We start from the raw sequence: 24,214 nt of genomic DNA on the forward strand, positions 1-24,214 counted from the left end.
ATGGCCGAGCTCGACGGCTTCGAGCAGGGTTTCCTGCCCGGCCGCCACCTCATCGACGCCTACGGCAACGGCGGCTTCCGCTTCGGCGAGATGTCGCACCGCGGCTCGATCCTGGCGCTGCCCTCGGGCGTCCGCGCCTGGGCCGTGACGGAGGGGAGGGCGATCGACCGCACCGCGTTGCGCCCGGTTCAGGCCGAATCGGCGGAGATCGAGCTGCTGCTCGTCGGCACGGGCCTCGACATCGTGCCGCTGCCACCCGATCTTCGGGCATGGCTCAAGGACAACCGGATCGGTCTCGACGTGATGCAGACCGGCGCGGCGGCGCGCACGTACAACATCCTGGTGGCGGAGAACCGCAAGGTGGCGGCGGCCCTGATCGCGGTCGCGTGAGCGACGCGCCGGATCGGGCGGACGCTCGAGAGGATGGGCTCGGCGGCCTCGCCTTCGCCTTCCGCCATTGCGAGGACCTCGTCCGCGCCGGCGACCCGGACCGCTACTTCGCGACCCTGTTCGCGCCGCAAGGCGCCCGCCCGCACCTCTTCGCCCTCTACGCCTTCAGCCTGACGATCGCGCGGGTGCGCGAGGCCGCCTCGAACCCGATGGCCGGCGAGATCCGCCTGCAATGGTGGCGCGACGCGCTCCAGGGCGAGGCCCGCGGCGACGTGAAGGCCAACCCCGTGGCCGCCGCCCTCCTCGACGCGATCGTCGCCCGCCGCCTCGGGCGCCAGCCCTTCGTCGACCTGATCGACGCCCGCGTCTTCGACCTCTACGACGACCCGATGCCCCGGCTGAACGACCTGGAGGGCTATTGCGGCGAGACCGCTTCGGCGTTGTTCCGGCTCGCCAGCCTGATCCTGTGCGACGGCGCGGAGCCGGGCGGTGCCGCCGCCGCGGGCCATGCGGGCGTGGCCTACGGCATCACCGGGCTGCTGCGGGCGCTGCCGTGGCACGCCCGCGGCGGCCAGGTCTACCTGCCGGCCGACGTGTTCCGCGCCCACGGCGTCACCCGCGAGGACATCGTCACCGGCCGCGGCGGGCCGGGCTTGCGCGGCGCCTGCGCGGACCTGCGCGCCGACGCCCGCCGGCACCTGGCCGCCTACGAGGCCGAGAGGGCGACGATCCTGCCCACGGCCCGCGCCGCCTTCCTGCCGCTCGCCCTGGTCGAGGGCTACCTCGCCGCCATGGAGCGCCCGGGCTACGACCCCCTCAACACGCCGATCGAGACCGCCCGCTGGCGCCGCCTGTGGCGGCTGTGGCGGGGATCGCGCGCGGCCGGGTAGGGCGCCGACCGGCCCCCTCTCCCAGGGGGAGAGGGTCGGGGTGAGGGGCGTGACCTCTCAGGACGAGTTTCGCCCCTCATCTTGTCCTTCTCCCAATCCAAGTCGGGCTTGCCCGATTTGGACACCAGAATAGCCGATCTCGGGCAAGCCCGAGATCGGCGGGAGAAGGGACCCGCGCTCCCCCTGCCCAGCGAGAGGTCGCTGATGTAACCCCCCCGCCGCCGCCCCGCGTTGGCGCCCGCAGATTCCTCGTCTACGTTCCTCTCCAAGACGCTCCAGGGAAGAAACCAGACGCTCATGGCCGACACCTACGACGTGCTCATCATCGGCGCCGGCCCCGGCGGCTACGTCACCGCGATCCGTGCGGCGCAGCTCGGGTTCAAGACCGCGGTGGTGGACCGGGAGCACCTCGGCGGCATCTGCCTGAACTGGGGCTGCATCCCGACCAAGGCGCTGCTGCGCTCGGCCGAGATCTACCACTACATGCAGCACGCCTCCGATTACGGGCTCTCCGCCAAGGAGGTCTCGTTCGACACCGCGGCGATCGTGAAGCGCTCGCGCGGGGTCTCGTCGAAGCTGAACGGCGGCGTCGGGCACCTGCTGAAGAAGAACAAGGTCGACGTGATCTGGGGCGAGGCCACGGTCGATTCCGTCGCCAAGGGCAACGGCGCCGGCCAGGTGACGGTGAAGGAGACCACCCGCGCCCCCGCGCCGAAGGGGGCGCTCGCCGCCGGCACCTACTCGGCCAAGCACATCATCGTCGCCACCGGCGCGCGGCCGCGCGCGATCCCCGGCATCGAGCCCGACAAGAAGCAGATCTGGACCTACTACGAGGCGATGGTGCCGGAGACGATGCCGAAGTCGCTCCTGGTGATGGGCTCGGGCGCGATCGGCATCGAGTTCGCCTCGTTCTACGCCACCATGGGCGCGGCGGTGACGGTGGTGGAGCTGCTGCCGCAGATCCTGCCGGTGGAGGATCCCGAGATCGCGGCCATCGCCCGCAAGCGCTTCGAGAAGCAGGGCATCAAGATCCTCACCGGCGCCAAGGTGACGAAGGTCGAGAAGGGCGTCGACTCCGTCACCGCCACCATCGAGGGCGGCGACGGCAAGGTGCAGCAGATCACGGCCGAAAAGCTGATCTCGGCGGTGGGCGTCGTCGGCAACATCGAGAACCTCGGGCTGGAGAAGCTCGGGGTCGCCATCGAGCGCGGCATCGTCGTCACCGACGGGTTAGGGCGCACCAACGTGCCCGGCCTCTACGCCATCGGCGACGTCGCCGGCCCGCCGATGCTCGCCCACAAGGCCGAGCACGAGGGCGTGATCTGCATCGAGACGATCAAGGGCCTGCACACCCACCCGATGGACAAGGCGAAGATCCCCGGCTGCACCTACTGCCAGCCGCAGATCGCCTCCGTCGGCCTCACCGAGGCCAAGGCCAAGGAGCAGGGCTTTGCCGTCAAGGTCGGCCGCTTCCCCTTCGCCGGCAACGGCAAGGCGATCGCGCTCGGCGAGCCGGACGGGCTGATCAAGACGGTGTTCGACGCCAAGACCGGCCAGCTGCTGGGCGCCCACATGGTCGGCGCCGAGGTGACCGAGCTGATCCAGGGCTACGTCGTCGCCATGAACCTCGAGACCACCGAGGAAGACCTGATGCACACGGTCTTCCCGCACCCGACGCTGTCAGAGATGATGCATGAGAGCGTGCTGGATGCTTATGGGAAGGTGATCCATACTTAGCTCTTTTTCTAATGATTTGTGGAAATATATCTCAATATATATTCCCGAATAGCTATATTTATTTACCTATGTTTATTAAATATTTATATTCTATCAAGAATTTTCTTCCTTTTGACGTTAAAAACATAATATGATCGTTTTTCATTTCGATAAAGTTGCACCTAATAAAATAAGATGTAATTTCATCAAAAGATAGATCGTTTATTTCGGCACCTTCGAATGCGTTCTGACTTTTACGAAGAGCCGTGCTTATTACCGAAGACATTTTACCTCGAATGATTTCAATTTCCGAATGTGACTTCATAATTGGTCCGACAATCGAAAATATTTCCGCCCAACTTATCTCAATAAACTCACTCCAAGACCTTAAATTTACATAGTAATCCACATTGATACGAAATATCGACAATAGAGACTCAAAATCAAATTCTTGCGCATTAACGACTGACTTCATCTCCTCCAATTCCGCGCTCAAAGATTGATTTTCGTACTTCAAACGTTCAATCTCAACTGACTCAACTTTATCAAACTGAGTCGCCCGCACCCAACCTAAACCAGGGTGGGTCCTGAATGCGTTGCCTAGCGCAATCGTAACGTCTGTAATAAGCGTTTTCGGGTCGTCCCAAAAACTTACGAGCCTTCCTTTGGAAGCCTTGGATCGGAACCGTTCTAATTTCTTGCGTAAATTTTTGTCCGTATCAACATCTTTCGCAGGGATATTTGAGATGTCTCGCCTTATGAAAACAAGTATTGTCTTCGATTTTTCTAAAGCATAATCTTATTCTTGTTCTGTATAACTAAGACCGCTTTCATCGATAGATCCGTACCTTCCTGCTATTATAAGTACATAATAATCACACTGATCAATTACGGCTTTTATGTATTCTAATGCTGCCCGATCGACCGACCCAAAATCTTCCATAGCGGCAGGGATTTCTGTCTGCCGCAAAACTGCCTTCGCTATCTCGCGCCTTACATCGATCAAATCTAAATAAGTAGACGAAATAAATATCTGATATTTCTTTTCCATTCTAGCTTTTTCCAAACATATTGAGAACTTAGATAATTATATTTAAATACCACCTAAGCTGTCACCTATGAGCATGCAATCAACTCCCGGCGCGACACCATACCGAGGAGGTATGTCCCCCGATATCTATCCGTTACAATCTCCGGCACCCTTCGACTAATGGTAGTTTCATGCTCGACGCCACGAAGCTCCTCGCCAATGCCCTGGGCGAACATCTCGCCCTGGTCTACCGGCGCACCTTCGGCAGCCGGGAGCCGGGCTATGTCGAGGTGATCGAGGAATCGGCGCGGCTGACCATCGAGCGGATCGCGCAGAGCGACGCGCTCTATCACGATGCCGACCACACCACCCTCGTGACGCTGGTGACCCAGGACATCCTGCGCGGCCGCTTCGTGGCGCAGGGGGTGTCGCCGCGGGACTGGCTGCACGCGATCCTGGCCGCGCTCTACCACGACATCGGCTACGTCCGCGGCGTCTGCGCCGGCGACACGCGCACCCGGTTCGTGATCGACCGGGCCGGCACCACCGTCGGGCTGCCGCGCGGGGCGTCCGATGCCGGGCTCACCGCGCACCACGTCGAGCGCTCGAAGATCGCGGTGTGGGAGCGCTTCGCTACCCACGAGTTCGTCGACGCCGGCCGCGTGGCACGCGCGATCGAGCTGACGCGCTTCCCCGTGCCCGACGACGGCGACCACGCCGAGACCGCCACGGAGGCCGGGCTGATGCGCGCGGCCGACCTCATCGGCCAGCTCGGCGATCCGCTCTATCCGCGAAAACTCAACGCGCTGTTCCACGAGCTGCGCGAGGCGGGCCTGTGCGAATCGCTCGGCTACGTCGACCCGGCGGATCTGGCCGAGCGCTACCCGAGCTTCTTCTGGGGCAAGGTCGAGCCGGTGATCGGCGACGCCATCCGCGCCCTCGACCTCACCGTGGAGGGACGGCGCTGGGTCGCCAACCTCTACGCCCACGTCTTCGCGATCGAGCACGACCGCCGCCGCATGGGGCCGCATCCCGGTTCGCCTGAATCCCCCACTTTGCCGCCCCTCTTGACCGAACCTTGACCGATCTGGTGTGTTCTTGTTCTGTTCTCACAGCGAGTCGCACCCCATGCCCGCCGCCGCCCAACCCCGCCCGGCCGACCCGTCCCCAAGCTGCTCGCCCCCAAGCTGTTCGCCGCAAAGCTGTTCGCCGCAAAGCTGCCCGGTGGAGGAGATCGCGCGCGCCTACCTCCTCACCAGCGCCGGCGACGCGGACCTGGCGCTCCGCTGCGTCATCGCCGACGCGCTCTCCGACCTGCTCGAATCCGACCGCCGCGCGCGCGAGCGCAGCCGCCTGATCTCGCGGGGTTACGTGCGGGGGCGGGACGGGTAGGGGGCTGCGCCAGACAGCCCAAACCCCGTCATTCCAGTGCGCCGAAGGCGAGCCCGGAATCCAGACGCGCCGCGCGGGCTCGAAGGGCCGGGACGCTTCACCTCGGAGCCCGCGGCGGCTCTGGATTCCGGGCTCTGCTGCGCAGCCCCGGAATGACGGAGCGGTTTTTGAGGACGCTGTGTTCGGATGCCCTGGACGGGCCATGACGCTCAGTCGAACAGGCTCGACACGCTGGCTTCCGTCGCCGTCCGGCCGATGGCCTCGCCCAAGAGCGGGGCGATGGTCGCCACGCGGATGTTGCGGGCGAGCTTGACGGCCTGGGTCGGCTGGATCGAGTCGGTGATCACCAGCTCCTTCATCCGCGAGGCGGCGATGCGCGAGACCGCGCCGCCCGAGAGCACCCCGTGGGTGATGTAGGCCGAGACCTCCTTGGCGCCGGCGTTGAGCAGGGCCTCGGCCGCGTTGACCAGGGTGCCGCCGGAATCGACGATGTCGTCGACGAGGATGCAGGAGCGGCCTTCCACGTCGCCGATGATGTTCATCACCTCGGATTCGCCGGCGCGCTCGCGGCGCTTGTCGACGATGGCCAGCGACGCGTCGATGCGCTTGGCGACCGCGCGCGCCCGGACCACGCCGCCGACGTCGGGCGAGACCACCATGCGGTCGGTGGAGGTCAGCCGCTCCTTGATGTCGCGCACCATCACGGGCGCGGCGAACAGGTTGTCGGTGGGGATGTCGAAGAAGCCCTGGATCTGGCCGGCATGGAGGTCCAGCGTCAGCACGCGGTCGGCGCCGGCCTCGGTGATGAGGTTGCAGACGAGCTTGGCCGAGATCGGGGTGCGGCCCGAGGTGCGCCGGTCCTGCCGGGCGTAGCCGAAATACGGGATCACCGCCGTGATGCGCCGCGCCGAGGACCGACGCGCGGCGTCGATCATGATCAGCAGCTCCATCAGGTGGTCGTTGGCCGGATACGAGGTCGACTGGACGATGAACACGTCCTCGCCGCGCACGTTCTCCTGGATCTCGACGAAGATCTCCATGTCGGCGAAGCGCCGGACCATGCACTTGGCGAGCGGCAGTTCGAGGTAGCCGGCGATGTCCTCCGCCAAGGGCCGGCTGGCATTGCCGGCGATGATCTTGATCGAAGACTTCATGCCTGCGGGCTCAACATCTGGGGTCTCGGGCCGAGACACGTCCTGAAGACTGGAACGGCCGGCCGATCGACAGGCCCGCCGGCATCCGCGTCGGTCGGGCTCTTACCAGTGCGGTCGAACCGTCACAATGGCCGGGCCCGCCCGCTGCACAGCCCCCTGCACGGCCCCCTGCACAGCCGGGCGCCTACGGCTCGAGCAGGCGGTGGAGGTGGACGACGAAGTAGCGGGTCTGCGCGCTGTCGACCGTGGCCTGGGCCTTGGCGCGCCACGCGACCTTGGCCGAGGCGTAGTCGGGGAAGATGCCGACGATGTCGAGGCCGGCCAGATCCTTGAACCGGAGCCCGTCGATGTCCTCCAGCTCGCCGCCGAAGACGAGGTGCAGCAGCTGGTCGCTGGCGGTCGTGGTGGTCACGGGTCTCTCCTGGTCGCGGCACGCCGCCCCACAGGCAGGACGCGTGCCGCAGGACGCGGCATCGCCAACCCCGCGGCCGCCGTCAAGCCCGCGCGGCCCCGGCCCTCAATGCAGCGCGGTCGGCGGCACGGCCGCGCGCTCGGCCCGGGCGATCTCGCGGCCGATCTGAAGCAGCAGGCGCTCGGTCATCCCGCGAAGCGCTTCGGATCCGCTCTCGCCGACAACCCCGTGCAACGCGATGCAGAGGTCGGCGGCACGCACCAGCGGCGCCTCCGGCTCGCCGATCGACGGGGTCGCGACGGAGCCGGCGTCCATGGTCCGGACCTCGGTGATGTCGATCAGGATGCCGGTGCTGCGCACGGGGCGCCCGCGAGGATCGTGGAAGATCCGGCCGCGGCACAGGAGCCAGCGCGTCTGCCCGGAGAGCATCCCGGCCCGGTACTCCGCCAGCATCAGGCCGCCGGCCTGCATGGCGCGCTCCACCTCCTGCGTCATCCAGGGGACGTCGTCGGGATGGATGCCGGCCACGGCGTCGGCGAACTCGAGGTCGCGGCCGGCCAGCGCGGCGTCCCCCGCCAGCAGCTCGGCGGCGCCGGGATCGTAGCGCACGCGCTGCGAGACCGGGTTCCAGTCCCAGGTGCCGACGACGCCCGACGCCTGGAGGGCGGCGTGCAGGTCCCCCACCGCCTGCCCTCGATCGTCGATGCCGTCGAACTTCATCGGCCTACCAGTATGCTTCCCGCTCTTCAGAAACCTTGAGCAACAATTTGTATACGAGTCCAACTCAATCGATACAACCGATCGCGCAAGTCTTGCGGTTCGGATCGGTCTACCGCCGTGCTACGACCCGCCGGCCGTAGAACCCGCGGACGGTCCATGTCTCAGCACGACGACCTCGCCTGGAGAGCGGAGGCGGCCTGCCTGGTCGCATGCCCGGCGTCACGTCAACACCTTCTGGACGGGTGGCTGCTGCGCGCCTCGGGCGGGCCGACCCGGCGGACGAACTCGCTCAACCCGACCCCCGGACCGCGCGGCCCGGCCGACGCGGCGATCGCGGTCTGCGAGCGTGCGTACGCGGCGCTCGGCCAGCCGGCGATCGTCCGCGTGGTGAGCCTCGCCCCGGAGCTCGACGAACCCCTGGCGGCGCGCGGCTACGGCGCGGAGGGCCACGCGTCGACCCTGTTCGCCGCCCTCGACGGGATGCCGGACGGGCTCGACTCAGGCGTGCGGCTGATGCCGGCGCCCGATGGCGACTGGCTCGCGCTGCGCAGCCGGCTTGCCGGCGCCGACGCGCAGGCCGCCGCGATCTACGCCGCGATGACGGGAGACTTGCGCGGTCCCCGCGCCTTCGCCGCCCTGGACCTTGCGGGGGAGACCGCTTCGATGGGCTACACCGTCCTCGATGGGCCGCTCGCGGTGATCGAATCCGTGGCGACGCCCCCGCAGCTGCGCGGGCGCGGCCATGCCCGCCGCACGGTCGGCGCGCTGATGCGCTGGGCCCGCGCCAACGGGGCCGTCGGCGCCTGCCTCCAGGTGGTGGCCGAGAACGCGGCCGCCCTGTCGCTCTACCGCGGCCTCGGGTTCCGCACCGAGTTGCTGCGCTACCACTACCGCCGCCAGGGTTGAGCCGGCGGCCTCGAGGGTCGCCGGACCGGGCTCAAGCCTCGAACAGCGAGCCCTGCGCGGCGGCGGGCGCGGGCGGAGGCTCGGCCTCGGCTGCGGCCTTCGCCCGGCGCGGCGCACGCTTCTTCGCCGGGGCGGCGCCTTGCTTCGCCGGGGCGGGGCCTCGCTTCGCCGAGGGAGCACCCTCGGGCGCAGGAGCGCCCGCATCCACCTCGGTGCGGGCGGACACGAACCCGTCGGCGAATTCGAGGCTCAGGGGCGAGCCGGCCGGCAACCCGCGGCCGGAGCGGAGCGCAGCGCCTGCGCCGTCGCGGACCAGCACGTAGCCGCGGGCGAGCACGGCGCGATAGCCGAGGCTGCCGAGGAGGTCGCCGGCCCGGTCGAGCCGGGCGCGGCGGCGCTCGATCAGCCCGGCCGCCGCGTGGATCATCCGCCCATGCGAGGCCGCCAGCCGCTCGCGCGCGCGCGCCGCCTCGGTCTCGGCCCGGCGCAGGGTCGTCGTCCGGGCGACGACGAGGCGGTGGCCGAGGGCCGCCAGCGCGTCGCCCTTGCGGCTTGCGTGGTTGGCGAGCGCCTGGCGCGGCCGGTGGTCGATCGCCGAAAGCCGCGCCCGCGCGCGTTCCAAGACCAGTTCCGGCGGGTGCCGCGCGAGCCGGTCGAGCACGCGCGCGAACCGCTCGCGGAAGGCGCGCGCGTTGCCCGCCAGCGCCGGGGCGAGCCGGGCCTCGGCGAGGTCGAGGCGCTGGCGCTTGCCCGCGAGGAACGCGTCGGCATCGGGCATCGCCCGCAGGGCCGAGCGGAAATCCGCAGCCAGCCGGTCGAGCTTGCGCTCCACCGCCCCGCGGCGGCGGCGGGTCAAGTCGTCCAGCGCCAGCGCGAGGTCGGCCCGCACCGGCACGGCCATCTCGGCGGCGCCCGTCGGCGTCGGCGCGCGCCGGTCGGAGACGAAGTCGATCAGCGTGGTGTCGGTCTCGTGCCCGACCGCCGAGATCAGCGGGATCCGGCTCTCGAAGGCGGCGCGCACCACCGCCTCCTCGTTGAACGCCCACAGGTCCTCGATCGAGCCGCCGCCGCGGGCGACGATCAGCACGTCCGGCTTACGGATCGGGCCGCCGGGGGGAAGCGCGTTGAAGCCGCGGATCGCGGCGGCGATCTCGTCGGCCGCCCCGTCGCCCTGCACGCGCACCGGCCAGACCAGGACGGGCCGCGGGAACCGGTCCTCGAGCCGGTGCAGGATGTCGCGGATCACCGCGCCGGTGGGGGAGGTCACCACCCCGACGACCTGCGGCAGGAACGGGATCGCCCGCTTGTGCTCGGCCGCGAACAGGCCCTCGGCCGCGAGGACGCGCTTGCGCTCCTCCAGCAGCGCCATCCAGGCGCCGACGCCGGCCGGCTCCAGGCTCTCGATGACGATCTGGTACGAGGACTTGCCGGGGAAGGTCGTGATCTTGCCCGTGGCGACGACCTCCAGCCCCTCCTGCGGCTTCTGCCGCAGGCGGTTGAACGTGCCCTTCCAGACTACGGCGTCGATGCGGGCGTTGCCGTCCTTGAGCGAGAAGTAGGCGTGGCCCGAGCCGTGCTGCCCGCGGAACCCCGAGATCTCGCCGCGCAGCCGCACGTGCCCGAACGCGTCCTCCAGCGTGCGCTTCAACGCCGAGGCGAGGTCGCCCACCGACCATTCCGGCTGGTTGGCGACGAGCACCGCCGAGGACGGCACGTCGGCGGCCGGCGACGACCTGCGGGGGGCGGGGGGCGGGACCAGGGGCATGGCCGAAGTGCTATGCGGACGCGGCGGCGAGGTCAAAGCCCGCCGCAGGACGGTGGATCCGGTGCACGACGCGCACCTTCGTGCGATAGGACCCTTTCCCCGGTCCCGGATTTCGGGAACACCCTGATCCCATGAACATCCTCCTCGTCGGCAACGGCGGCCGCGAACACGCCCTCGCCTACGCCCTTGCGAAAAGCCCGCTCTGCACCCGTCTGTTCACGGCGCCGGGCAATCCCGGCACCGCCCGGCACGGCGAGAACCGGCCGGAGCTGGACGTCGCCGACCACGGCGCGGTCCGCGCCTTCTGCGAAGCCGAGCGCGTCGGCCTCGTCGTGATCGGGCCGGAGGCGCCGCTGGTCGCCGGCCTCGTCGACGACCTGACCCGGGCCGGCATCCGCGCCTTCGGGCCGACCCGGGCCGCCGCGCAGCTCGAAGGCTCGAAGGGCTTCACCAAGGCGCTGTGCAGCGAGCGCGGCATCCCGACGGCCGGCTACGGCCGCTTCGCCGCCCTCGACCCGGCGCTCGCCCACGTGCGCGCCAAGGGCGCCCCGATCGTGGTGAAGGCCGACGGCCTGGCCGCCGGCAAGGGCGTCACCGTCGCCGAGACGGTGGAGCAGGCCGAGGGCGCGCTGCGGGCGCTGTTCGCCGATGCGGGCGCGGAGGTGGTGATCGAGGAGTGCATGTTCGGCGAGGAGGCGAGCTTCTTCGCCCTGTGCGACGGCACCCGGGCGATCGCCATGGGCACCGCGCAGGACCACAAGCGCGTCTTCGACGGCGACCGCGGCCCCAACACCGGCGGCATGGGCGCCTACTCGCCGGCCGGCATCGTCACGCCCGCGATCGAGCGGACCGTGATGGAGACGATCATCCAGCCGACGCTCGACGGCATGCGCGCGCGCGGCACGCCGTTCACCGGCATCCTCTATGCCGGCCTGATGCTGACCGCGGACGGGCCGAAGCTGATCGAGTACAACACCCGCTTCGGCGACCCCGAGGCGCAGGTGCTGATGCCGCGCCTCGCCTCCGACCTCGTCCCCGCTTTGCTCTCGGCCTGCGACGGCAACCTCGCCGGCGTCAGCCTGGAGTTCGACGCCTCGCGCGCCGCGCTCACCGTGGTGATGGCGGCGGCCGGCTATCCCGGCACGGTGGTGCGCGGCTCGACCATCCGCGGCATCGCCGACGCCGAGCGCGACGGCGCCCTGGTGTTCCAGGCCGGCACCCGCGCCGAGGGCGAGGCCATTCTGGCCGACGGCGGCCGCGTGCTCGCGGTCACCGCGCTCGGCGACAGCGTGCTGGAGGCGCAGGCCCGCGCCTACGCGGCCGTGGCCCGCATCGACTGGCCGGAAGGGTTCTGCCGCCGCGACATCGGCCAGCGCGCCGTCGCCCGCGAAGTCGCCGGCCAAGGCATCTAATTTTTTGCGATTGGGCGACGCGGGTGTGTCCCGCGCCGCGCCCAGTCCGGACGCCACCTGCGGGACACCCGGTCCGGCAGGTCCGAAAAATCAGCGGCCGAGGGCGTAGAGGGCGATCGCGGCGGCGTTCGAGACGTTGAGGCTGCGGATCTCGCCGGTGAACGGGATCTTGGCGAGCACGTCGCAGCAGGCGCGGGTGCGCTCGCGCAGACCCTTGCCCTCGGCGCCGAGGACGATGACCGCGGGCCGCGTCGGCGTGAGCGTGTCGAGGCCGGTCTCGGCGTCGGAATCGAGGCCGATGCGGGTGAACCCCTGCTCGCCGAGGGTGATCAGCGCCTCGGCCAAATTGCGGACCACCAGGAACGGCACGTGCTCGAGGCCGCCCGAGGCGGATTTCGCCAGCACGCCGGTGGCGCCCGGCGCGTGGCGCGCCGTGGTGACGATGCCGGTGACGCCGAAGGCCGCGGCGGTGCGCACGATGGCGCCGACGTTGTGCGGATCGGTGATCTGGTCGAGGGCCAGCAGCAGCGCGTCGGCCGGCAGCGCGTCGAGGCCGGGCGAGGCGAGGGGGTCGGCCTCGAGGTAGAGGCCCTGATGCACCGCATCCGCCCCGAGCAGCCGGTTGATGTCGGCCGGCCGCACGAGCTCGGGCTCGATCCGCAGGGTTCCGAGCTCCTCGACGAGGCGCGCGGCGCCGTTCTCGGTGGCGAGCAGCCGGTGCAGCTTCCGCTCGGCGTTGCCCATCGCCTGCACCACGGGGTGGAAGCCGTAGAGCACGGCGGCCCCCTCGTGCGCCGGCTGCGGGCCGGCCGGCCGCGGCCGCTGGCCGTAGGCCGGCTTGCCGAAGCCGGGTTTGCCGAAAGCCGGCCTTCCGAAGCCGGGCTTGCCGTAACCGGACTTGCCGTCACCAGGCTTGCCGTAGCTCGGCTTCCCATACCCTGGCTTGCCGAAGCTGGACTTGCCATAGCCCGACTTGCCGTGATCAGCTTGGCCGAAGCCGGGCTTGCGCACCTCGGACCCGGCCGGCCGGCCGCCGTCCTCGCCGCCGTCGTCGCTCTCGCTCGCCATCCGCTCAAACCATTCCAGAACCGTGCTGCGCGCGACCGCGCAGGCAGACCAGCGCCCCGCCAAGGCGCGCGAAGCGGCAGCGTTAGCACGCCCGGGACGAAGTTGCCGCACCCGCCCGGCGGCGCCGTCCCACCCCATCCGCGACAAACCGGCCCGCCACCGCCTCACAAGCCACGATCCGCCCGTTGCCCTCCGCCCGCGGTCCGACTATAGAAACCTCGGCCCAGCGCCAGCGCCCTTCGTCTATCGGTTAGGATGTCAGCCTTTCACGCTGAAGAGGCGGGTTCGACTCCCGCAGGGCGCGCCATTTGGCCGTTTCGGCCTCATCAACTCATTGTTTGTCAACGTTTGCACGCACTTCGGCCCTCTTGCACCCGGGTCGATCGCATAACATCGTGCATAACATGGCGACAGACGACGTGCCCGTTTCCAACCATCTCACTCTCCGCGAGGGGGTCTTCCAGTACGTCCGGCGCGTGCCCGAGGACCTGCGCGACGCATTCCCCTTCGCGCGCGTCCAGAGGTCCCTCCGCACCCGTGACAAGCGGGCAGCCCGAGCGGACGCGCTCGCGCTGGACGAGGTGTGGGACGACCATTTCGCCGAGGCGCGCAGGCGCAAGGGACTAAGCCCCGGCCCCGATGGTCCCGCCGCACTCGTCGCCGAGGGGTGGACCTGGCCGGACTGGCAGGCGCTGGCCTCCTGGTTCGGAGCGAGCCTTGCCGAGGAGGACTGGCGTGCGCGTCTCGGTTCGACGTCCGGGGCGGCATTGACGGCGGAGCGGGACCTCTCGCGATTGCCCTGGCGCGACCCTGCGGTCGTCAGGGAACACATCGCGCGGGGAAGGGCGCTGCGCGAGGGCACGGTGACCGATTATGCCGAGGCACGGCTCCCCTTCGTCCAGGGCTACGTCCGCCGCCTCGGCGTGAGCCTCACCCGGACGGACCCGGACCTCGAACGGTTCATGGCCGCATGCCTGACGGCCGAGCTCGCCTACCTCGACGTGTTTCAGATGCGTGAGGCTCGCAGGGGCGGCCTCGACCATCTCCACCCCGACGCAGTCGATGGACCGTGGAAACACGCCGCGAGCCGTCCGGGATCTCATCCCGAGCCTCAGGCGAGGCCGACTACCATCGATTCGGAGGTCTGTCGGTCGCTTGCGGACTGCCGGGCCAAGTGGGTCGAGAACCGGACGAAGACGAAGAAGCAGGCGCGTCCGGACTACCTGCGAGAGATGGACCGGACCGTCGCGGCCTTCGAGGCGCATGCGGGGGTCGGCGACATCGGCCTCATACGGCGCCGGCACCTGCTCGCCTATCGCGACCATCTGGACACGGCCACCGCCTACAAGACCGCGACCATCAACAAGAAGGTCGGCTTCATTTCTGGCCTGATGGCCACCGCGGCGAATGCGGGATGGATCGAGACGGGCCTCGGGCCCGACCTGTACCTGGAGGTGCCGGAGGACGAGGATCGGCGCGAGCCCTACGGGGATACCGAACTCGCCACGATCTTCGCCCATCCCGTCTTCACGCAGGGCAAACGGCTAACCGCCGTCAAGGCTTGCGGCGAGTTGCAGTTCTGGCTGCCCCTCATCGCCTGCCTCCACGGCATGATCTCCTCCGAGATCCTACAGATCGGACCCGACACGGTCGGCCCTCATCCGGACCATCCCGATATGCTGTGCTTCAACGTCACCAACGCGGGCGAGCGGGCATTGAAGACCCTTGCGCGCCGACGGTGGGTGCCAGTCCGGCGCGAACTGATCGACCTGGGCTTGCCAGCTCTCGTCGCGGCGGCAAAGCAGGAGGGGCGGAAGTCGTTGTGGAGCGCGATGGAGGCGCAGGCCGGCGACGTCACGCGGGTCTCGGGCTATTTCTCGTCCTTCTGGGCCGTGTTCAGCCGCGGCGAACTTGGCCTGACCACTGAGGGAACGAGCCTGTACTCGTTCCGGCACGGGTTCCAGGATCGGTTAGGTTCAGCCGGCTACGGCGGGGAGATCAAGAAGGCGCTGATGGGCCACGCCGAGAGCGGGATGACGGGGCGCTACGGCACCAAGAAGAAACCGCGAGCGGTAAACGTCGTCGAACTGAACGAGGCCATCCAGCGCCTGCCCTGGCCGTTCCTAACAGCGGTGCGGGGCGAGGCACGACCCACCGGCTTGAGGATCGCAGGTCCCGGGGCGGCGGTAGCCCCCGCCTAGTGGTCCAAATCTGACGCTTGGTACCCACCTACGAAGTCCGCAACGGGTGGGAAGCGGAACCTGATCCTTCGGTCAGAAGCAGACGTTCCGGCTCCGACCCATAGCGTACCTGCATGTACGCGCAGCGCGTCCCTTTCGCATGAAGTCGTTTATGCGACGCCAAGCCGGACGCGGCCCGGTCATTCCTGCGAGGCTGCTTGCTGGCGAGCGAGTTCCTGACCGACCTGAAACAGCAACAGACGGATGAAGTGCTGCATCTCGGTCGTACCGTGCCTTTTGATCTCTTCATGGAGCGCAAGGCACGCGTCCGCGATCTCCTCAAGTTTATCTTGTATCGCCATGATGCCTACTATTCCGCTCTAGAATGCTCTGGATGCAGTATTTTTTACGTTAGTATCAAATTTCGCTTTATGGCGCAAAATTTTCTGGTTCTGCGTCTCTGAAGTTGCCGTAGAAGATTGATCTCCTCCGGGCGCGCCCTAAAACGTTGCGCGCAATAGGAGTGAAACATGCCGGCTGATAGCCTGCTTGAGCAGAATGAGACCCTTCGCCGTCTCGCCGAGGCCTTGGACATGGAGCCAACGGCCTTTCACGATGACAGCGTGTCCGACCTAAGCCAGACGATGGAGCTGCTGCGCTTGTGGCAGGGGGTCGCGGACCAGCAGGACCGGGCGAAGGTGCTGGCGATGGTGAAGGCGATTATGCATACGTTTGCCTCGCGCGCGTGAGGCCGACGCCCGATCGCGTTCCATAAAATCTGAGGCACGACCGGAGGCCATTCGCATAGCTCCAGTGTGGCGTCTGCTTCCCACCCATCCCGGTCGTCCGACGCCGCTTCACCGCGAGCCTGAGAGCGGACGTTCCCAGGGGCCGCAAAGGGTCGGAAGCAGCCCCTCGCGGCGGGTACCAAGCGTCAGATTTGAACCACTAGCGTTTCCCAGGGCAGCGGGTGCTCCTCGCTGCGGAGCACGGTCGCTGCGACAGGACGCGGCGTGTCAGCGAGGGCGAGGGCCGCTGCCGACGATCTCCAGGGCCTCGCGGACGCCTTCGGCCGCCTCCCTGCGGCGGCGCTCCGCCTCGGCCTGCCTGAGCAGGTCGGGGACCAGGAGGGCCCCGCGCCCCAGATCGGCGCGCAGAAGGTCGGCAGCGATCGCCGCCTCCTCCATCTTGCGGACGGCCACCGCCTCGGCCTCGCGGCGTCGCTGCACCTCGACCGGACGGCGGCGCGCCGCCTTTTCAACCTCTGCTTCGACCCCGAATACCCGCCCGGCGACCACCTGGGCGTGCGCCATCGCCATGCCGCGGGCGTGGCGGGCGGCGCCGGTCGCCTGTGCAAGCGCGACGCGATGCGGCCGGAGCCGGCCACTCGCCCACCACCACGCCCGACGCCAGCCGGTCGGCGCGATGGCCGCGAGCTCGGCTCGCCGCGCCTCTGCCGCCTCGGCCTCGGCCCGGACCCGCCCCGCCTCCTTCCTTGCCCGCGCCTCCAACGCCTGGGCCTCGGCCACCGCCGCAGGTTCCGGGATCAGCGCCCGGGCCGTGTCACGGTCCTGGCGGGCTCGGCGGTAGACGGCTTCAAGTTCGGCAAGCCGCACGGCGAGGTAGCGCCGGGCCGCCTCCTCGCGGATCGTGGTGGGGTTCAGGTCGCGGGCGAGGCGATGCGCGGCGACGGCTTCGCGGATCCGGTTCCTGCGGGAGGGCGCGGGGGTTGGGCCGGCAGCCGCAGGTTTCCCTCGATCCGGGCGAGCCGGTCCCCCGCGTCGCGCTGGGTCACTAGGATCTCCACCAGCGTCTCGCGCAGGGCCTCCAGGGGGGACGGTCCCTCTCGCTCCTCCAAGAGGTCGAGAAGCGCCATTAGCCGGTCCGTACGCGTGTCGATGAGCCGGGTCCGGCTGAGGATCTCCTGGGAGGGTGGCGGCGGGGGCGAGGGCAACGACGGGGTCGGTACGGTCATCGGATTCCTCCATGCGCGCGACCACGACGGCCCGCTTCTGCTTCACGATGCGGTCGAGCGCGCCAACGACGGCGCCTCCGGACGCGACGACGGTCCAGACGCCGGGCTTCCCGCCCGGGGTGATGGACAAGCCAGCTTCGGCGAGGGCTTCCCGAAGGGCTGCCGGGCCGGTTACGGAGGCCCACGCGGCCTTCACCGCCGCCCGGGCCGCCACGTCGTCCACCCCGGCCCGGCGCAATCGTTGGCGGGCCCCGGGGGTCGTCGCTGACCGAGGCGGGCCGTCAGCGGCCGCCGCCTCCAGCGCGGCAGCAACCTCGGGCCGGCCCCGGGCGCGCAAGGCCTTGGCCAGGGCCCGATCATGGCGCCCGGGGGTCAGGGGCTCGCCGCGGTCGTGCTCGATCTCGCGGGCGACCCGCTCCAGGCGAAGATGCAGCCAACTGTCATCAAGGGCCTGACCCTCCAGGCCCCAATGCGCCACGACGAGGTGGGCGTGGCAGGGGGCCCGGCCGGCGACCGAGGTCTTGCCGTGTACGACGAGGGCGTGCGGGTGGATCGCGGGGTCGGCGCCCATCTCGCGCATCGCCCGGTCGGCGTCGGCACTCAGGTCAGCGACCGCGCAGGTCCCGGACGGGGCCAAGCTGATGTGGTGGAAGGCCGCCGCAGCGGTGCGTGGGGCGAGGCGGCGCATCGCGGCCAGCGCCCCCGGCAGGTCCGTGGCGGCGAGGCCGACGATACGGACGACCTCGATGCTGGCGTTGCCGTCACGGCGCAGGAGGTGGCGCCCAAGGTTCCGGGCATCGCGGGCAGTGCGGCCATGGCGGACGTGCTGCATGATCACGCCTCCAGGGCCGCGCCCAGCCGGGCGTCGATGGCGGCCAGCGCCGCCCGGATCGTGGCTAGTTCCGCCGCCTGGGCGGGGTGGCCCTGGTGCGCGCGCCGGGCGATTTGGTTGACGAGGTTGCCGAGCCGGCCGAGGGCGCCGGTGGCCTCGCGGACCGCCTCGGTCAGGGCCGAGCGCGGCTGCGGCAGGGGGCGGCGACGTTCGGTGCCCAACGCCCGGCGCACCGCGTCCGCGGCGTAGGACGAGGGGCCGACGCCGAGGCCGGCGGCAGTCGTACGCAGGGTCGCGCGCTCGTCGGCGCGAAGCTTGAAAGTGACCACTTCACAGAGGGCCGCGAGGGTCGCATCGGTCGCCATGGCGGGGGGTTCCACAGGGGGCGGTACGCCCCCTTGGCCAGTTGTCCGGTCATACCGGACATTGCTGGCTCTCAGGGGCTGTCCTGCACAGCATCCGTGTTCCCATCGATTCGACAAGGTGACACCGGGACCGGCGACGATGTCTCGGTCGAAATCGGCAGACCCGATAGCTGACCGAGCTATCTCTACGGGCCATGGAGACCGGTATCACCTTGCGGCATCGGCACCCGCTCGGCACCCTTGTCGTATCTGGACAAGAGGAGCGGACCGATATGCCTGCGAGCCTGAAGCCAACGCCGACCGTGGAGGCTATCCGGTGGGACCCGCATGCCGACGCCTTCGTCCGACTGACCCTGGGCATCTGCGGTCGCATCCTGGCCCGCCACGACCTCGAACCGGCCGAGAAACGCGCGGCCCTGCGACACCTGTTCCTCGACCGGACGACAACGGAGCAGCGCCGGGCGGCCGGAGCCCTCTTCGGTCAGACCGGCTTGCTCCTGGGCCCGGAACCCAGCGGGAACCGGACGGAAGCCGCGGTCCTGACCCAGCGTTTCCTGGCAGGCGGCGCAGATCCGGCAGTCTCGGGGATGGCAGAGCGCCTGGACCTCGAAGTCCGGGCGGTGCTGGTTCTGGCGTGGGGCCTGGGCCTCGCCCGGGTAGCGCCGGGCCAAGCCCTACCGCAACTCGAAGACCTCGACGCCGACCTGCCGTACATGCCCCCGGAGGGCCCCGCGCCGGGACCAGGTTTCAACGACGTAGGGGCCATCCTCGCGGAAGCGGAGGCAGCCTGCACTTCCGCCGCCATGGACATCGCTTGAAGCACCGGATCGGGCCGCCGGTGTGAGTGCCGCAGCCAGTCCGGTGGCAAGTGCGGCGAGGCAGCGCCTACAAGGCTCGGTTGACGAAGATAATGTCGGAATCCTTAACCGATTCCGTTACCATGGCGTCCCGGTATGGCACGTCTCAACCGGCCATTTGTGCCTCTCGAAGGCGCTTCGCCAGCTTGGAAACGGTCGCGCGGCTACATCCGGTCAAGTCCTGGATCGAGGTCCACGATGCGCCGGACCGCAGCATGGCGGTGATGCCGGCGTTGCGCTTCACGTCCTCGGCCCGGCCCCGGTAGAGGCCCGCGGCCTTGGCCTTCGCCTGCCCCTGGGCCTGCCGGCGACGGCGGTCGTCGTAGTCCTTTCGGGCCACCGCCGCCAGCATGTCGAGCAACATGGCGTTGATGGCGTCGAACATCCGCACGGTGAAGGGATCGGCCTCCGTGCTTGCCATCGTCCACGAGGTCGGCAGGTCGAGGGCGACGACGCGGATGTGCCGGGCGGCCATCTCGACCTTCAGGCGCTCCCAATCCTCGGCGGCGAGCCGGGAGAGACGGTCCACCTGCTCAACCAGCAGCACGTCGCCGGCCTGCGCGTCCCCGAGCAGGCGGAAAAGCGCGGGCCGGGCCAGCGACGCCCCCGAGGCGGTCTCGACATAGGTCGCGGCGATGGTCAGGCCGCGCTCAGAGGCGAAGCGTTCGAGGTCGGTCCGGGCCCGAGTTGCATCCTGGTCGTCGGTGGAGGCCCGGAGGTAGGCGCGCACGAACATGGAGAGGCCGCTTAGTTCACTACGACTGGTTCACAGATTACCAGTTCATTTTGAAAGGGCCAAACTCGGAAAGTGAACCAGCATGGCGGTGGTTCAGGAACGGCATACCCAAACCTGCCCAGTGTTCCCAAACGAAAACCGAAGCTCTAGCGCCACTCGTGCGATCTTACCGGCTGCCTTGGAAGAGGTTATCGCAGGGACGGCGGCACCCGTAACGCACCGTCTTTCCCGCGCTGTTCGTGACACGAGCTGTTCCACCAGCCCTAATCTCCCACGTCACCTCCTGCGCGCCCACACGCCCGATACCTCTGACAAAACAAGGAAGGTAGTCATAATTATCATGGATACTCGACGCGGTCGTCTTCTGAGCACGAAGAAAGAACGTTCTAGCTTGAGAAGCGGTGAGCTGAAAGTCGCTACAAAAATCGCCTCCACTCTCTGCGCTTGCCACAATCTCAGATACACTAGTGAGTTCCAGGGATGCTGCGCTGGTCGCGAACATTGCTAAGATAGTAATGGCGGCGGCTCTTAACGCCATTGACCGGTCGTCCCTTCTGTCTTGCTCTTGTAAGACACCTCGGCGTGCGTGAAAATCTCATCCTTACCAACAGAGATTTTTTCTACCAGCACACCAACAAGCCATTTCAACGATTTATTCTGCTCTACGTTGATGATCTCGTAAACGTCTTTGTCGTCAGCCTTTCCTACAATCTCGATGCCAATCGAGTCACTATTTGTCGGGTAACGATCAGGATAGGGCTTTGCTCGTTCCTGGTCGCTAAGGTTCTTAACGCGCTTCCCATAGACTTGCCCTCCCTTGAATAATGTATCTGTAACGTCTTTCAGGGCCTCCGGCGTACAGCTTTTCTTCTCATAACAGCGGCTCTTGATGTTTCCGACATGCTGACATTTCTGAGTGACGCGTGCCGTCTGGTAGATAGAGCCGTCTTTATCTATAAGAAAATGAGCGCCATTCTTTCCGCCTTTATAACTCTCTAGAGCCGATTTTGCGGAACCTCCGCCTGTTTGATGTACAATGATTCCGTTGACAGACTTCATCTCACCTTTTTCAATACCTGAAGCTATCGATAGTGTCACTTTAGGCGAGATCACCTTCCCACCTTCAATCGCGCATTCTTCTTCCTTGGCTTTGGTGTCAGACATAATCGCGCCCCGCATATTTATCGCATGCTATGATGCCAGAACAACTCTGTAAAGAATGGCTTCCGCCGACGTTCTGACCACACCGCATAGGCTTGTGAAGCCAGCGGCGACTTCATAGGCGTGAGATGCACGGCATGCAGGTCTAGTCTGGTATACCCAAAATGCACTAGTTAATCCGACTGCTTCAAATGAATTTTTTGCTGGGCTATTCTCGGAGGTTGCAACTTACATTGCAGGCCTCGCGAAATAATTAATCCGATAGATCAATATTATATTTCAATAAAGATCACTTCTAATTAGTATATAGTTGGTCATGCAGCAATCTTTCGATTATCATAAGCCGCATTGACGGCATCATCCGCCAATAATTCTCGGAGAGCTTGGAGGCATTTGCCGCTATAGCGCTTGTGTTCTATAGCACCAATCTTGATCCTTTTGTAATTATCAGCATCGTTTTGCAGCCTGTTACGATTCATTACCCATAACATCTTCGGTACCGTAACGCCTAATTTATCAGCCATGTCGCGGGCGCCTAAGTTGTAGAAGTCCAGCTCGTTAACACGCTTGACAGCTACGACAGCGGCGTTCGGGTCTCCCTGTTTTACGAGCTGAACGGCCTCGCCTTGATTCCGAGCGATGCGGATGGTCAGCCCCGGCCCAGCTGCTTCCTGCTGAATTGTGAGAGTTGGCACGCCGGGGAAAATCGCGCGCCAGTCATCGCCCTTATTGATACGACGCACGATGGCGTCGAGCTCGCCTTCAGTGGGCTGGCTCTTCCTGCCCTCAAGTGAAGCTTGCAGGACGGCGAGCGAACGAAGCTTCGCCTTCGCGTCGAGGCGCCTCCGATTACCCGGCGTGACCATGCGCTTGATGTCCGCGAACTCGATGTCGAACAGCACGCCTAGATCAGACGGCGGCTTGGCGCAGACTGGTAGTATGCGGTTGGGAATTTCATTACGGAGCGGTTTCCCAAGTACTTCATGTACGAGGCGGCCGAACAGTGTGATTGCGCTCTGGGCGTGGACGTAAAGGAGCTCTTCAGAGACTTCAATCATGTGGTGCTGCGCAGCATCTCGCAATGTATTCAGCGCCTGCAACGCAACAACCTCCTCCTCTGAAAGGCACTTGAGTTTTGCGTCGGAAAGGCACTTCCGTAAACAGAGGTCGAAGCCGATGGTCATACCGTCCATCTTCTTCTCGCGGATCTCACCACCCTTATGAATGATGATGGCCTTAAGAACGAGTTCGAAGGCTCGATCCAGCATGATTAGAACAGCTTCGGTCCGGCCGCGATCCCAAGCCCGGTTGAAGTGATCAACGGCGATGACGAGGCTGTCCACCGCCTTTCCGTGCAGGGTCTTGGCTTCCTTGCGCAACTCGGCCTCCGTCTTCCAACTTCGGACAACTTGAACGGGTAGGCCCAGCGAAGTCGAGGGGATGAGGAGGCGTTTTGTGAGAGAACGAAGGTTCACGCACGGTGGTAAGTCCTACGTCATCCGTAGCGGACTAGACGGCATGGTCTGGAAGTCATCGGTTTATGAGGAGGGGGGTACCGAGACCCTCTACGATTTAGCCGTAAGTGTCGGCACCCTTAAAGCTGCAGCCGGCGGGCACCCAATCGCCGAATATGTGCAGTCCGACGCCCTCGCCGAGCAATGCGAGGGGGACTACAAGCGCTTCGTAGACGATTGGCCCAGGATCGTTGCTAGGCTCGCAGAGCGCGCTGCCGAGACGAAGTAGCGTCGGATGATATACCAACGCCAACCGGCGAGCAGGGTGCGTCCCGAGCTGGCTAATCGGACGACTATGCTGACATACCTCGAAATTACGACCTAGGTTGTCACGTATGGATAAAGTTCAACCGGCGCTCTCGGGCTCGGAGAAGGTTGAGGCGTTCATCGCACGCTGGCAGGGACGCGAAGGCGGCCAGGAGCGGGCCAACTATGCCTTGTTCCTCTCCGAGTTGTGCGACGTGATCGGGGTGCCCCGGCCTGACCCAGCCGGCGCGACAACCGAACTGAACGACTACGTGCTTGAGCGGGTCGTGCGGGAGCCTATCGGCGACGGAACCCACACTCATCGTCGCATCGACCTCTACCGCCGGGGTGCCTTCATTCTGGAAGCCAAGCAATCCCGGCAGGTCGGCGGCTCGAAGGAGGTGGCTGGTGCCGCCGCGGTCAAGGAGCCCGCGCCTCGGGGTCGGCGCGGTGCCGAACGGTCCTGGGACGTGCTGATGCTGAATGCGCGGCGCCAAGCGGAGGGCTACGCGCGGTCGCTACCAGCCGACCACCCCTGGCCGCCCTTCATCCTGGTCTGTGACGTAGGCAACGTCATCGAGGTCTTCGCGGACTTCTCAGGCCAAGGCCGCAACTACAGCCAGTTTCCCGACCGCCAGGGATTCCGGGTTTACCTCGAAGACCTCCGCCGCCCAGAAGTCCGCGAGCGTCTGGGCGCCATCTGGCTCGATCCCTTCGCCCTCGATCCGGCGAGGCAAAGCTCCCGCGTCACCCGCGAGGTCGCCCGGCGGCTCGCCGCGGTGTCGCGAGCCCTGGAGGGGCGGCACGATCCGGAAGACGTCGCCATGTTCCTCATGCGCTGCCTCTTCACCATGTTTGCCGAGGACGTGGAGCTTCTTCCCGAGCGTTCCTTCCGTGACCTCCTCGCCCGCTGCGAGGCGGACCCCAAGAAGCTCGGTCCCCTCGTCGGGCAACTCTGGGAGGCGATGGATACCGGCGGCTTCGCCTACGGCATCGAGGCGACGGTCCGGCGCTTCAACGGCGAGTTCTTCAAGCGCCGGGACGTATTGCCGCTGGGAAGCGAGGAAATCCGGAACCTACGCGAGGCCGCGGAGGCGAACTGGCGCGAGGTGGAGCCTGCCATCTTCGGCACCCTTCTCGAACAAGCCCTGTCCGCTCGCGAGCGTGCAAAGCTCGGTGCGCACTACACGCCTCGGGCCTACGTCGAGCGTCTTGTGGTTGCCACCGTCATAGAGCCCATGAGGACGGAATGGGCGACGGTGCTCTCGACCGCCGAGCGCCAGAAAGTGGAGGGCCGGGGCAAGGATGCAATCGCCACGGTCCGCGCCTTCCATGACCGGCTCTGTGCCGTGCGCGTCCTCGACCCCGCCTGCGGTACCGGCAACTTTCTGTACGTCGCGTTGGAACTGGTGAAGCGCCTCGAAGGCGAGGTGCTGGAGGCCCTGGCCGATCTCGGCGGCCAGGAGGCCCTGAGTGTGTAGGGCGGTGACAAA

The 24,214-nt window shown here is 66.9% G+C and carries 24 protein-coding genes and 1 tRNA gene; 13 read left to right on the top strand and 12 right to left on the bottom strand.

Annotation, left to right across the window (positions count from 1 at the left end; genetic code table 11):
• The 3 genes from MFF13_RS08060 to lpdA all read left to right on the top strand — a co-directional run bounded on the left by MFF13_RS08060 (position 1) and on the right by lpdA (position 3,017).
• Positions 1 to 390, top strand: coding sequence for an Mth938-like domain-containing protein (locus MFF13_RS08060; RefSeq protein ID WP_147753281.1), 390 nt, complete (start codon positions 1 to 3; stop codon positions 388 to 390).
• Complete coding sequence (locus MFF13_RS08065; RefSeq protein WP_187273617.1) at positions 387 to 1,280, top strand: phytoene/squalene synthase family protein; 894 nt, start codon at positions 387 to 389, stop codon at positions 1,278 to 1,280. The genes MFF13_RS08060 and MFF13_RS08065 overlap by 4 nt, the downstream gene beginning before the upstream one ends.
• A 297-nt stretch (positions 1,281 to 1,577) precedes the next feature.
• Complete coding sequence (gene lpdA, locus MFF13_RS08070) at positions 1,578 to 3,017, top strand: dihydrolipoyl dehydrogenase (RefSeq protein WP_147828685.1); 1,440 nt, start codon at positions 1,578 to 1,580, stop codon at positions 3,015 to 3,017.
• A 58-nt stretch (positions 3,018 to 3,075) separates the two neighbouring features.
• Here lpdA and MFF13_RS08075 read toward each other — a convergent pair whose 3' ends face one another.
• Together MFF13_RS08075 and MFF13_RS08080 are read right to left on the bottom strand one after the other, a co-directional pair.
• The gene (locus MFF13_RS08075) at positions 3,076 to 3,561 is read right to left on the bottom strand and encodes a hypothetical protein (RefSeq protein WP_238271798.1); all 486 of its coding nucleotides are present in this window, start codon (positions 3,559 to 3,561) and stop codon (positions 3,076 to 3,078) included.
• A 234-nt stretch (positions 3,562 to 3,795) separates the two neighbouring features.
• Positions 3,796 to 4,047, bottom strand: a complete 252-nt coding sequence (locus MFF13_RS08080) for a DUF4062 domain-containing protein (protein ID WP_238271800.1) — start codon at positions 4,045 to 4,047, stop codon at positions 3,796 to 3,798.
• Between the two features lie 170 nt (positions 4,048 to 4,217).
• Here MFF13_RS08080 and MFF13_RS08085 point away from each other — a divergent pair, with 170 nt between their 5' ends.
• Both MFF13_RS08085 and MFF13_RS26545 read left to right on the top strand, forming a co-directional pair.
• A complete protein-coding gene (locus tag MFF13_RS08085) occupies positions 4,218 to 5,108 on the top strand; it encodes a metal-dependent phosphohydrolase (protein WP_147832429.1) in 891 nt (296 codons plus the stop codon).
• A gap of 142 nt (positions 5,109 to 5,250) precedes the next feature.
• Entirely contained in the window at positions 5,251 to 5,418 is a 168-nt protein-coding gene (locus MFF13_RS26545) for a hypothetical protein (protein WP_187273804.1), read from the top strand.
• Between the two features lie 209 nt (positions 5,419 to 5,627).
• Here the strand turns inward: MFF13_RS26545 and MFF13_RS08095 are convergent, their stop codons facing one another.
• The 3 genes from MFF13_RS08095 to MFF13_RS08105 all read right to left on the bottom strand — a co-directional run bounded on the left by MFF13_RS08095 (position 5,628) and on the right by MFF13_RS08105 (position 7,704).
• Positions 5,628 to 6,572, bottom strand: a complete 945-nt coding sequence (locus MFF13_RS08095; RefSeq protein WP_147754674.1) for a ribose-phosphate pyrophosphokinase — start codon at positions 6,570 to 6,572, stop codon at positions 5,628 to 5,630.
• 184 nt (positions 6,573 to 6,756) lie between these two features.
• Complete coding sequence (locus MFF13_RS08100) at positions 6,757 to 6,984, bottom strand: DUF4170 domain-containing protein (RefSeq protein ID WP_147815645.1); 228 nt, start codon at positions 6,982 to 6,984, stop codon at positions 6,757 to 6,759.
• A 105-nt stretch (positions 6,985 to 7,089) separates the two neighbouring features.
• A complete protein-coding gene (locus MFF13_RS08105; RefSeq protein ID WP_147832354.1) occupies positions 7,090 to 7,704 on the bottom strand; it encodes a PAS domain-containing protein in 615 nt (204 codons plus the stop codon).
• 156 nt (positions 7,705 to 7,860) lie between these two features.
• Between MFF13_RS08105 and MFF13_RS08110 the strand changes: the two genes are divergently transcribed.
• Positions 7,861 to 8,610, top strand: coding sequence for a GNAT family N-acetyltransferase (locus MFF13_RS08110; protein WP_147832353.1), 750 nt, complete (start codon positions 7,861 to 7,863; stop codon positions 8,608 to 8,610).
• A 31-nt stretch (positions 8,611 to 8,641) separates the two neighbouring features.
• Here MFF13_RS08110 and xseA read toward each other — a convergent pair whose 3' ends face one another.
• Positions 8,642 to 10,375, bottom strand: coding sequence for an exodeoxyribonuclease VII large subunit (gene xseA / locus MFF13_RS08115; protein WP_238271810.1), 1,734 nt, complete (start codon positions 10,373 to 10,375; stop codon positions 8,642 to 8,644).
• 131 nt (positions 10,376 to 10,506) lie between these two features.
• Here xseA and purD point away from each other — a divergent pair, with 131 nt between their 5' ends.
• The gene (purD, locus tag MFF13_RS08120) at positions 10,507 to 11,787 is read left to right on the top strand and encodes a phosphoribosylamine--glycine ligase (protein ID WP_147831381.1); all 1,281 of its coding nucleotides are present in this window, start codon (positions 10,507 to 10,509) and stop codon (positions 11,785 to 11,787) included.
• A 90-nt stretch (positions 11,788 to 11,877) separates the two neighbouring features.
• On the opposite strand, the gene rlmB is transcribed toward purD, so the two are convergent.
• Entirely contained in the window at positions 11,878 to 12,564 is a 687-nt protein-coding gene (gene rlmB, locus MFF13_RS08125) for a 23S rRNA (guanosine(2251)-2'-O)-methyltransferase RlmB (RefSeq protein ID WP_147752489.1), read from the bottom strand.
• Between the two features lie 523 nt (positions 12,565 to 13,087).
• Between rlmB and MFF13_RS08130 the strand changes: the two genes are divergently transcribed.
• The 4 genes from MFF13_RS08130 (at position 13,088) to MFF13_RS08145 (ending at position 15,784) form a co-directional block, all read left to right on the top strand.
• Positions 13,088 to 13,162, top strand: a tRNA-Glu gene (locus tag MFF13_RS08130).
• 1 nt (position 13,163) lies between these two features.
• Positions 13,164 to 15,056, top strand: coding sequence for a DUF6538 domain-containing protein (locus MFF13_RS08135; protein WP_238271819.1), 1,893 nt, complete (start codon positions 13,164 to 13,166; stop codon positions 15,054 to 15,056).
• A gap of 197 nt (positions 15,057 to 15,253) precedes the next feature.
• Positions 15,254 to 15,499 carry a hypothetical protein gene (locus MFF13_RS08140; protein WP_238271821.1) on the top strand — a complete coding sequence of 82 codons (246 nt, stop codon included), beginning with the start codon at positions 15,254 to 15,256 and terminating at the stop codon, positions 15,497 to 15,499.
• 66 nt (positions 15,500 to 15,565) lie between these two features.
• Positions 15,566 to 15,784 carry a hypothetical protein gene (locus MFF13_RS08145; protein WP_147751333.1) on the top strand — a complete coding sequence of 73 codons (219 nt, stop codon included), beginning with the start codon at positions 15,566 to 15,568 and terminating at the stop codon, positions 15,782 to 15,784.
• A 267-nt stretch (positions 15,785 to 16,051) separates the two neighbouring features.
• Here MFF13_RS08145 and MFF13_RS08150 read toward each other — a convergent pair whose 3' ends face one another.
• Positions 16,052 to 17,842 carry a hypothetical protein gene (locus MFF13_RS08150; protein WP_238271823.1) on the bottom strand — a complete coding sequence of 597 codons (1,791 nt, stop codon included), beginning with the start codon at positions 17,840 to 17,842 and terminating at the stop codon, positions 16,052 to 16,054.
• A 2-nt stretch (positions 17,843 to 17,844) separates the two neighbouring features.
• Positions 17,845 to 18,207 (bottom strand): plasmid mobilization relaxosome protein MobC, encoded by a 363-nt coding sequence (mobC, locus tag MFF13_RS08155; RefSeq protein WP_238271825.1) that lies wholly within the window; start codon positions 18,205 to 18,207, stop codon positions 17,845 to 17,847.
• 272 nt (positions 18,208 to 18,479) lie between these two features.
• Between mobC and MFF13_RS08160 the strand changes: the two genes are divergently transcribed.
• The gene (locus MFF13_RS08160) at positions 18,480 to 19,025 is read left to right on the top strand and encodes a hypothetical protein (protein ID WP_238271827.1); all 546 of its coding nucleotides are present in this window, start codon (positions 18,480 to 18,482) and stop codon (positions 19,023 to 19,025) included.
• Positions 19,026 to 19,170: 145 nt separating this feature from the next.
• On the opposite strand, the gene MFF13_RS08165 is transcribed toward MFF13_RS08160, so the two are convergent.
• The 3 genes from MFF13_RS08165 to MFF13_RS08175 all read right to left on the bottom strand — a co-directional run bounded on the left by MFF13_RS08165 (position 19,171) and on the right by MFF13_RS08175 (position 22,340).
• A complete protein-coding gene (locus MFF13_RS08165; protein WP_238271829.1) occupies positions 19,171 to 19,800 on the bottom strand; it encodes a recombinase family protein in 630 nt (209 codons plus the stop codon).
• Between the two features lie 528 nt (positions 19,801 to 20,328).
• Positions 20,329 to 20,964: a peptidoglycan recognition protein family protein gene (locus MFF13_RS08170; RefSeq protein ID WP_238271831.1), complete on the bottom strand. Its 636-nt coding sequence runs from the start codon at positions 20,962 to 20,964 to the stop codon at positions 20,329 to 20,331.
• Positions 20,965 to 21,275: 311 nt separating this feature from the next.
• Complete coding sequence (locus MFF13_RS08175) at positions 21,276 to 22,340, bottom strand: DUF3644 domain-containing protein (RefSeq protein WP_238271833.1); 1,065 nt, start codon at positions 22,338 to 22,340, stop codon at positions 21,276 to 21,278.
• Between the two features lie 470 nt (positions 22,341 to 22,810).
• Here MFF13_RS08175 and MFF13_RS08180 point away from each other — a divergent pair, with 470 nt between their 5' ends.
• Positions 22,811 to 24,202 carry a type IIL restriction-modification enzyme MmeI gene (locus MFF13_RS08180; protein WP_306422418.1) on the top strand — a complete coding sequence of 464 codons (1,392 nt, stop codon included), beginning with the start codon at positions 22,811 to 22,813 and terminating at the stop codon, positions 24,200 to 24,202.
• Positions 24,203 to 24,214 lie beyond the last annotated feature (12 nt).

Origin of the sequence: Methylobacterium cerastii (genome assembly GCF_022179125.1) — a bacterium.
Lineage (GTDB): Bacteria > Pseudomonadota > Alphaproteobacteria > Rhizobiales > Beijerinckiaceae > Methylobacterium > Methylobacterium cerastii.

Bases quoted from the DNA above. Each gene is read 5' to 3' on its own strand.
- MFF13_RS08060 (WP_147753281.1), top strand. From the start codon at position 1: ATGGCCGAGCTCGACGGCTTCGAGCAGGGTTTCCTGCCCGGCCGCCAC.
- lpdA (WP_147828685.1), top strand. From the start codon at position 1,578: ATGGCCGACACCTACGACGTGCTCATCATCGGCGCCGGCCCCGGCGGC.
- MFF13_RS08080 (WP_238271800.1), bottom strand. From the start codon at position 4,047: ATGGAAAAGAAATATCAGATATTTATTTCGTCTACTTATTTAGATTTG.
- MFF13_RS08085 (WP_147832429.1), top strand. From the start codon at position 4,218: ATGCTCGACGCCACGAAGCTCCTCGCCAATGCCCTGGGCGAACATCTC.
- MFF13_RS08095 (WP_147754674.1), bottom strand. From the start codon at position 6,572: ATGAAGTCTTCGATCAAGATCATCGCCGGCAATGCCAGCCGGCCCTTG.
- MFF13_RS08105 (WP_147832354.1), bottom strand. From the start codon at position 7,704: ATGAAGTTCGACGGCATCGACGATCGAGGGCAGGCGGTGGGGGACCTG.
- MFF13_RS08110 (WP_147832353.1), top strand. From the start codon at position 7,861: ATGTCTCAGCACGACGACCTCGCCTGGAGAGCGGAGGCGGCCTGCCTG.
- xseA (WP_238271810.1), bottom strand. From the start codon at position 10,375: ATGCCCCTGGTCCCGCCCCCCGCCCCCCGCAGGTCGTCGCCGGCCGCC.
- purD (WP_147831381.1), top strand. From the start codon at position 10,507: ATGAACATCCTCCTCGTCGGCAACGGCGGCCGCGAACACGCCCTCGCC.
- MFF13_RS08145 (WP_147751333.1), top strand. From the start codon at position 15,566: ATGCCGGCTGATAGCCTGCTTGAGCAGAATGAGACCCTTCGCCGTCTC.
- MFF13_RS08150 (WP_238271823.1), bottom strand. From the start codon at position 17,842: ATGCAGCACGTCCGCCATGGCCGCACTGCCCGCGATGCCCGGAACCTT.
- mobC (WP_238271825.1), bottom strand. From the start codon at position 18,207: ATGGCGACCGATGCGACCCTCGCGGCCCTCTGTGAAGTGGTCACTTTC.
- MFF13_RS08160 (WP_238271827.1), top strand. From the start codon at position 18,480: ATGCCTGCGAGCCTGAAGCCAACGCCGACCGTGGAGGCTATCCGGTGG.
- MFF13_RS08165 (WP_238271829.1), bottom strand. From the start codon at position 19,800: ATGTTCGTGCGCGCCTACCTCCGGGCCTCCACCGACGACCAGGATGCA.
- MFF13_RS08170 (WP_238271831.1), bottom strand. From the start codon at position 20,964: ATGTCTGACACCAAAGCCAAGGAAGAAGAATGCGCGATTGAAGGTGGG.
- MFF13_RS08180 (WP_306422418.1), top strand. From the start codon at position 22,811: ATGGATAAAGTTCAACCGGCGCTCTCGGGCTCGGAGAAGGTTGAGGCG.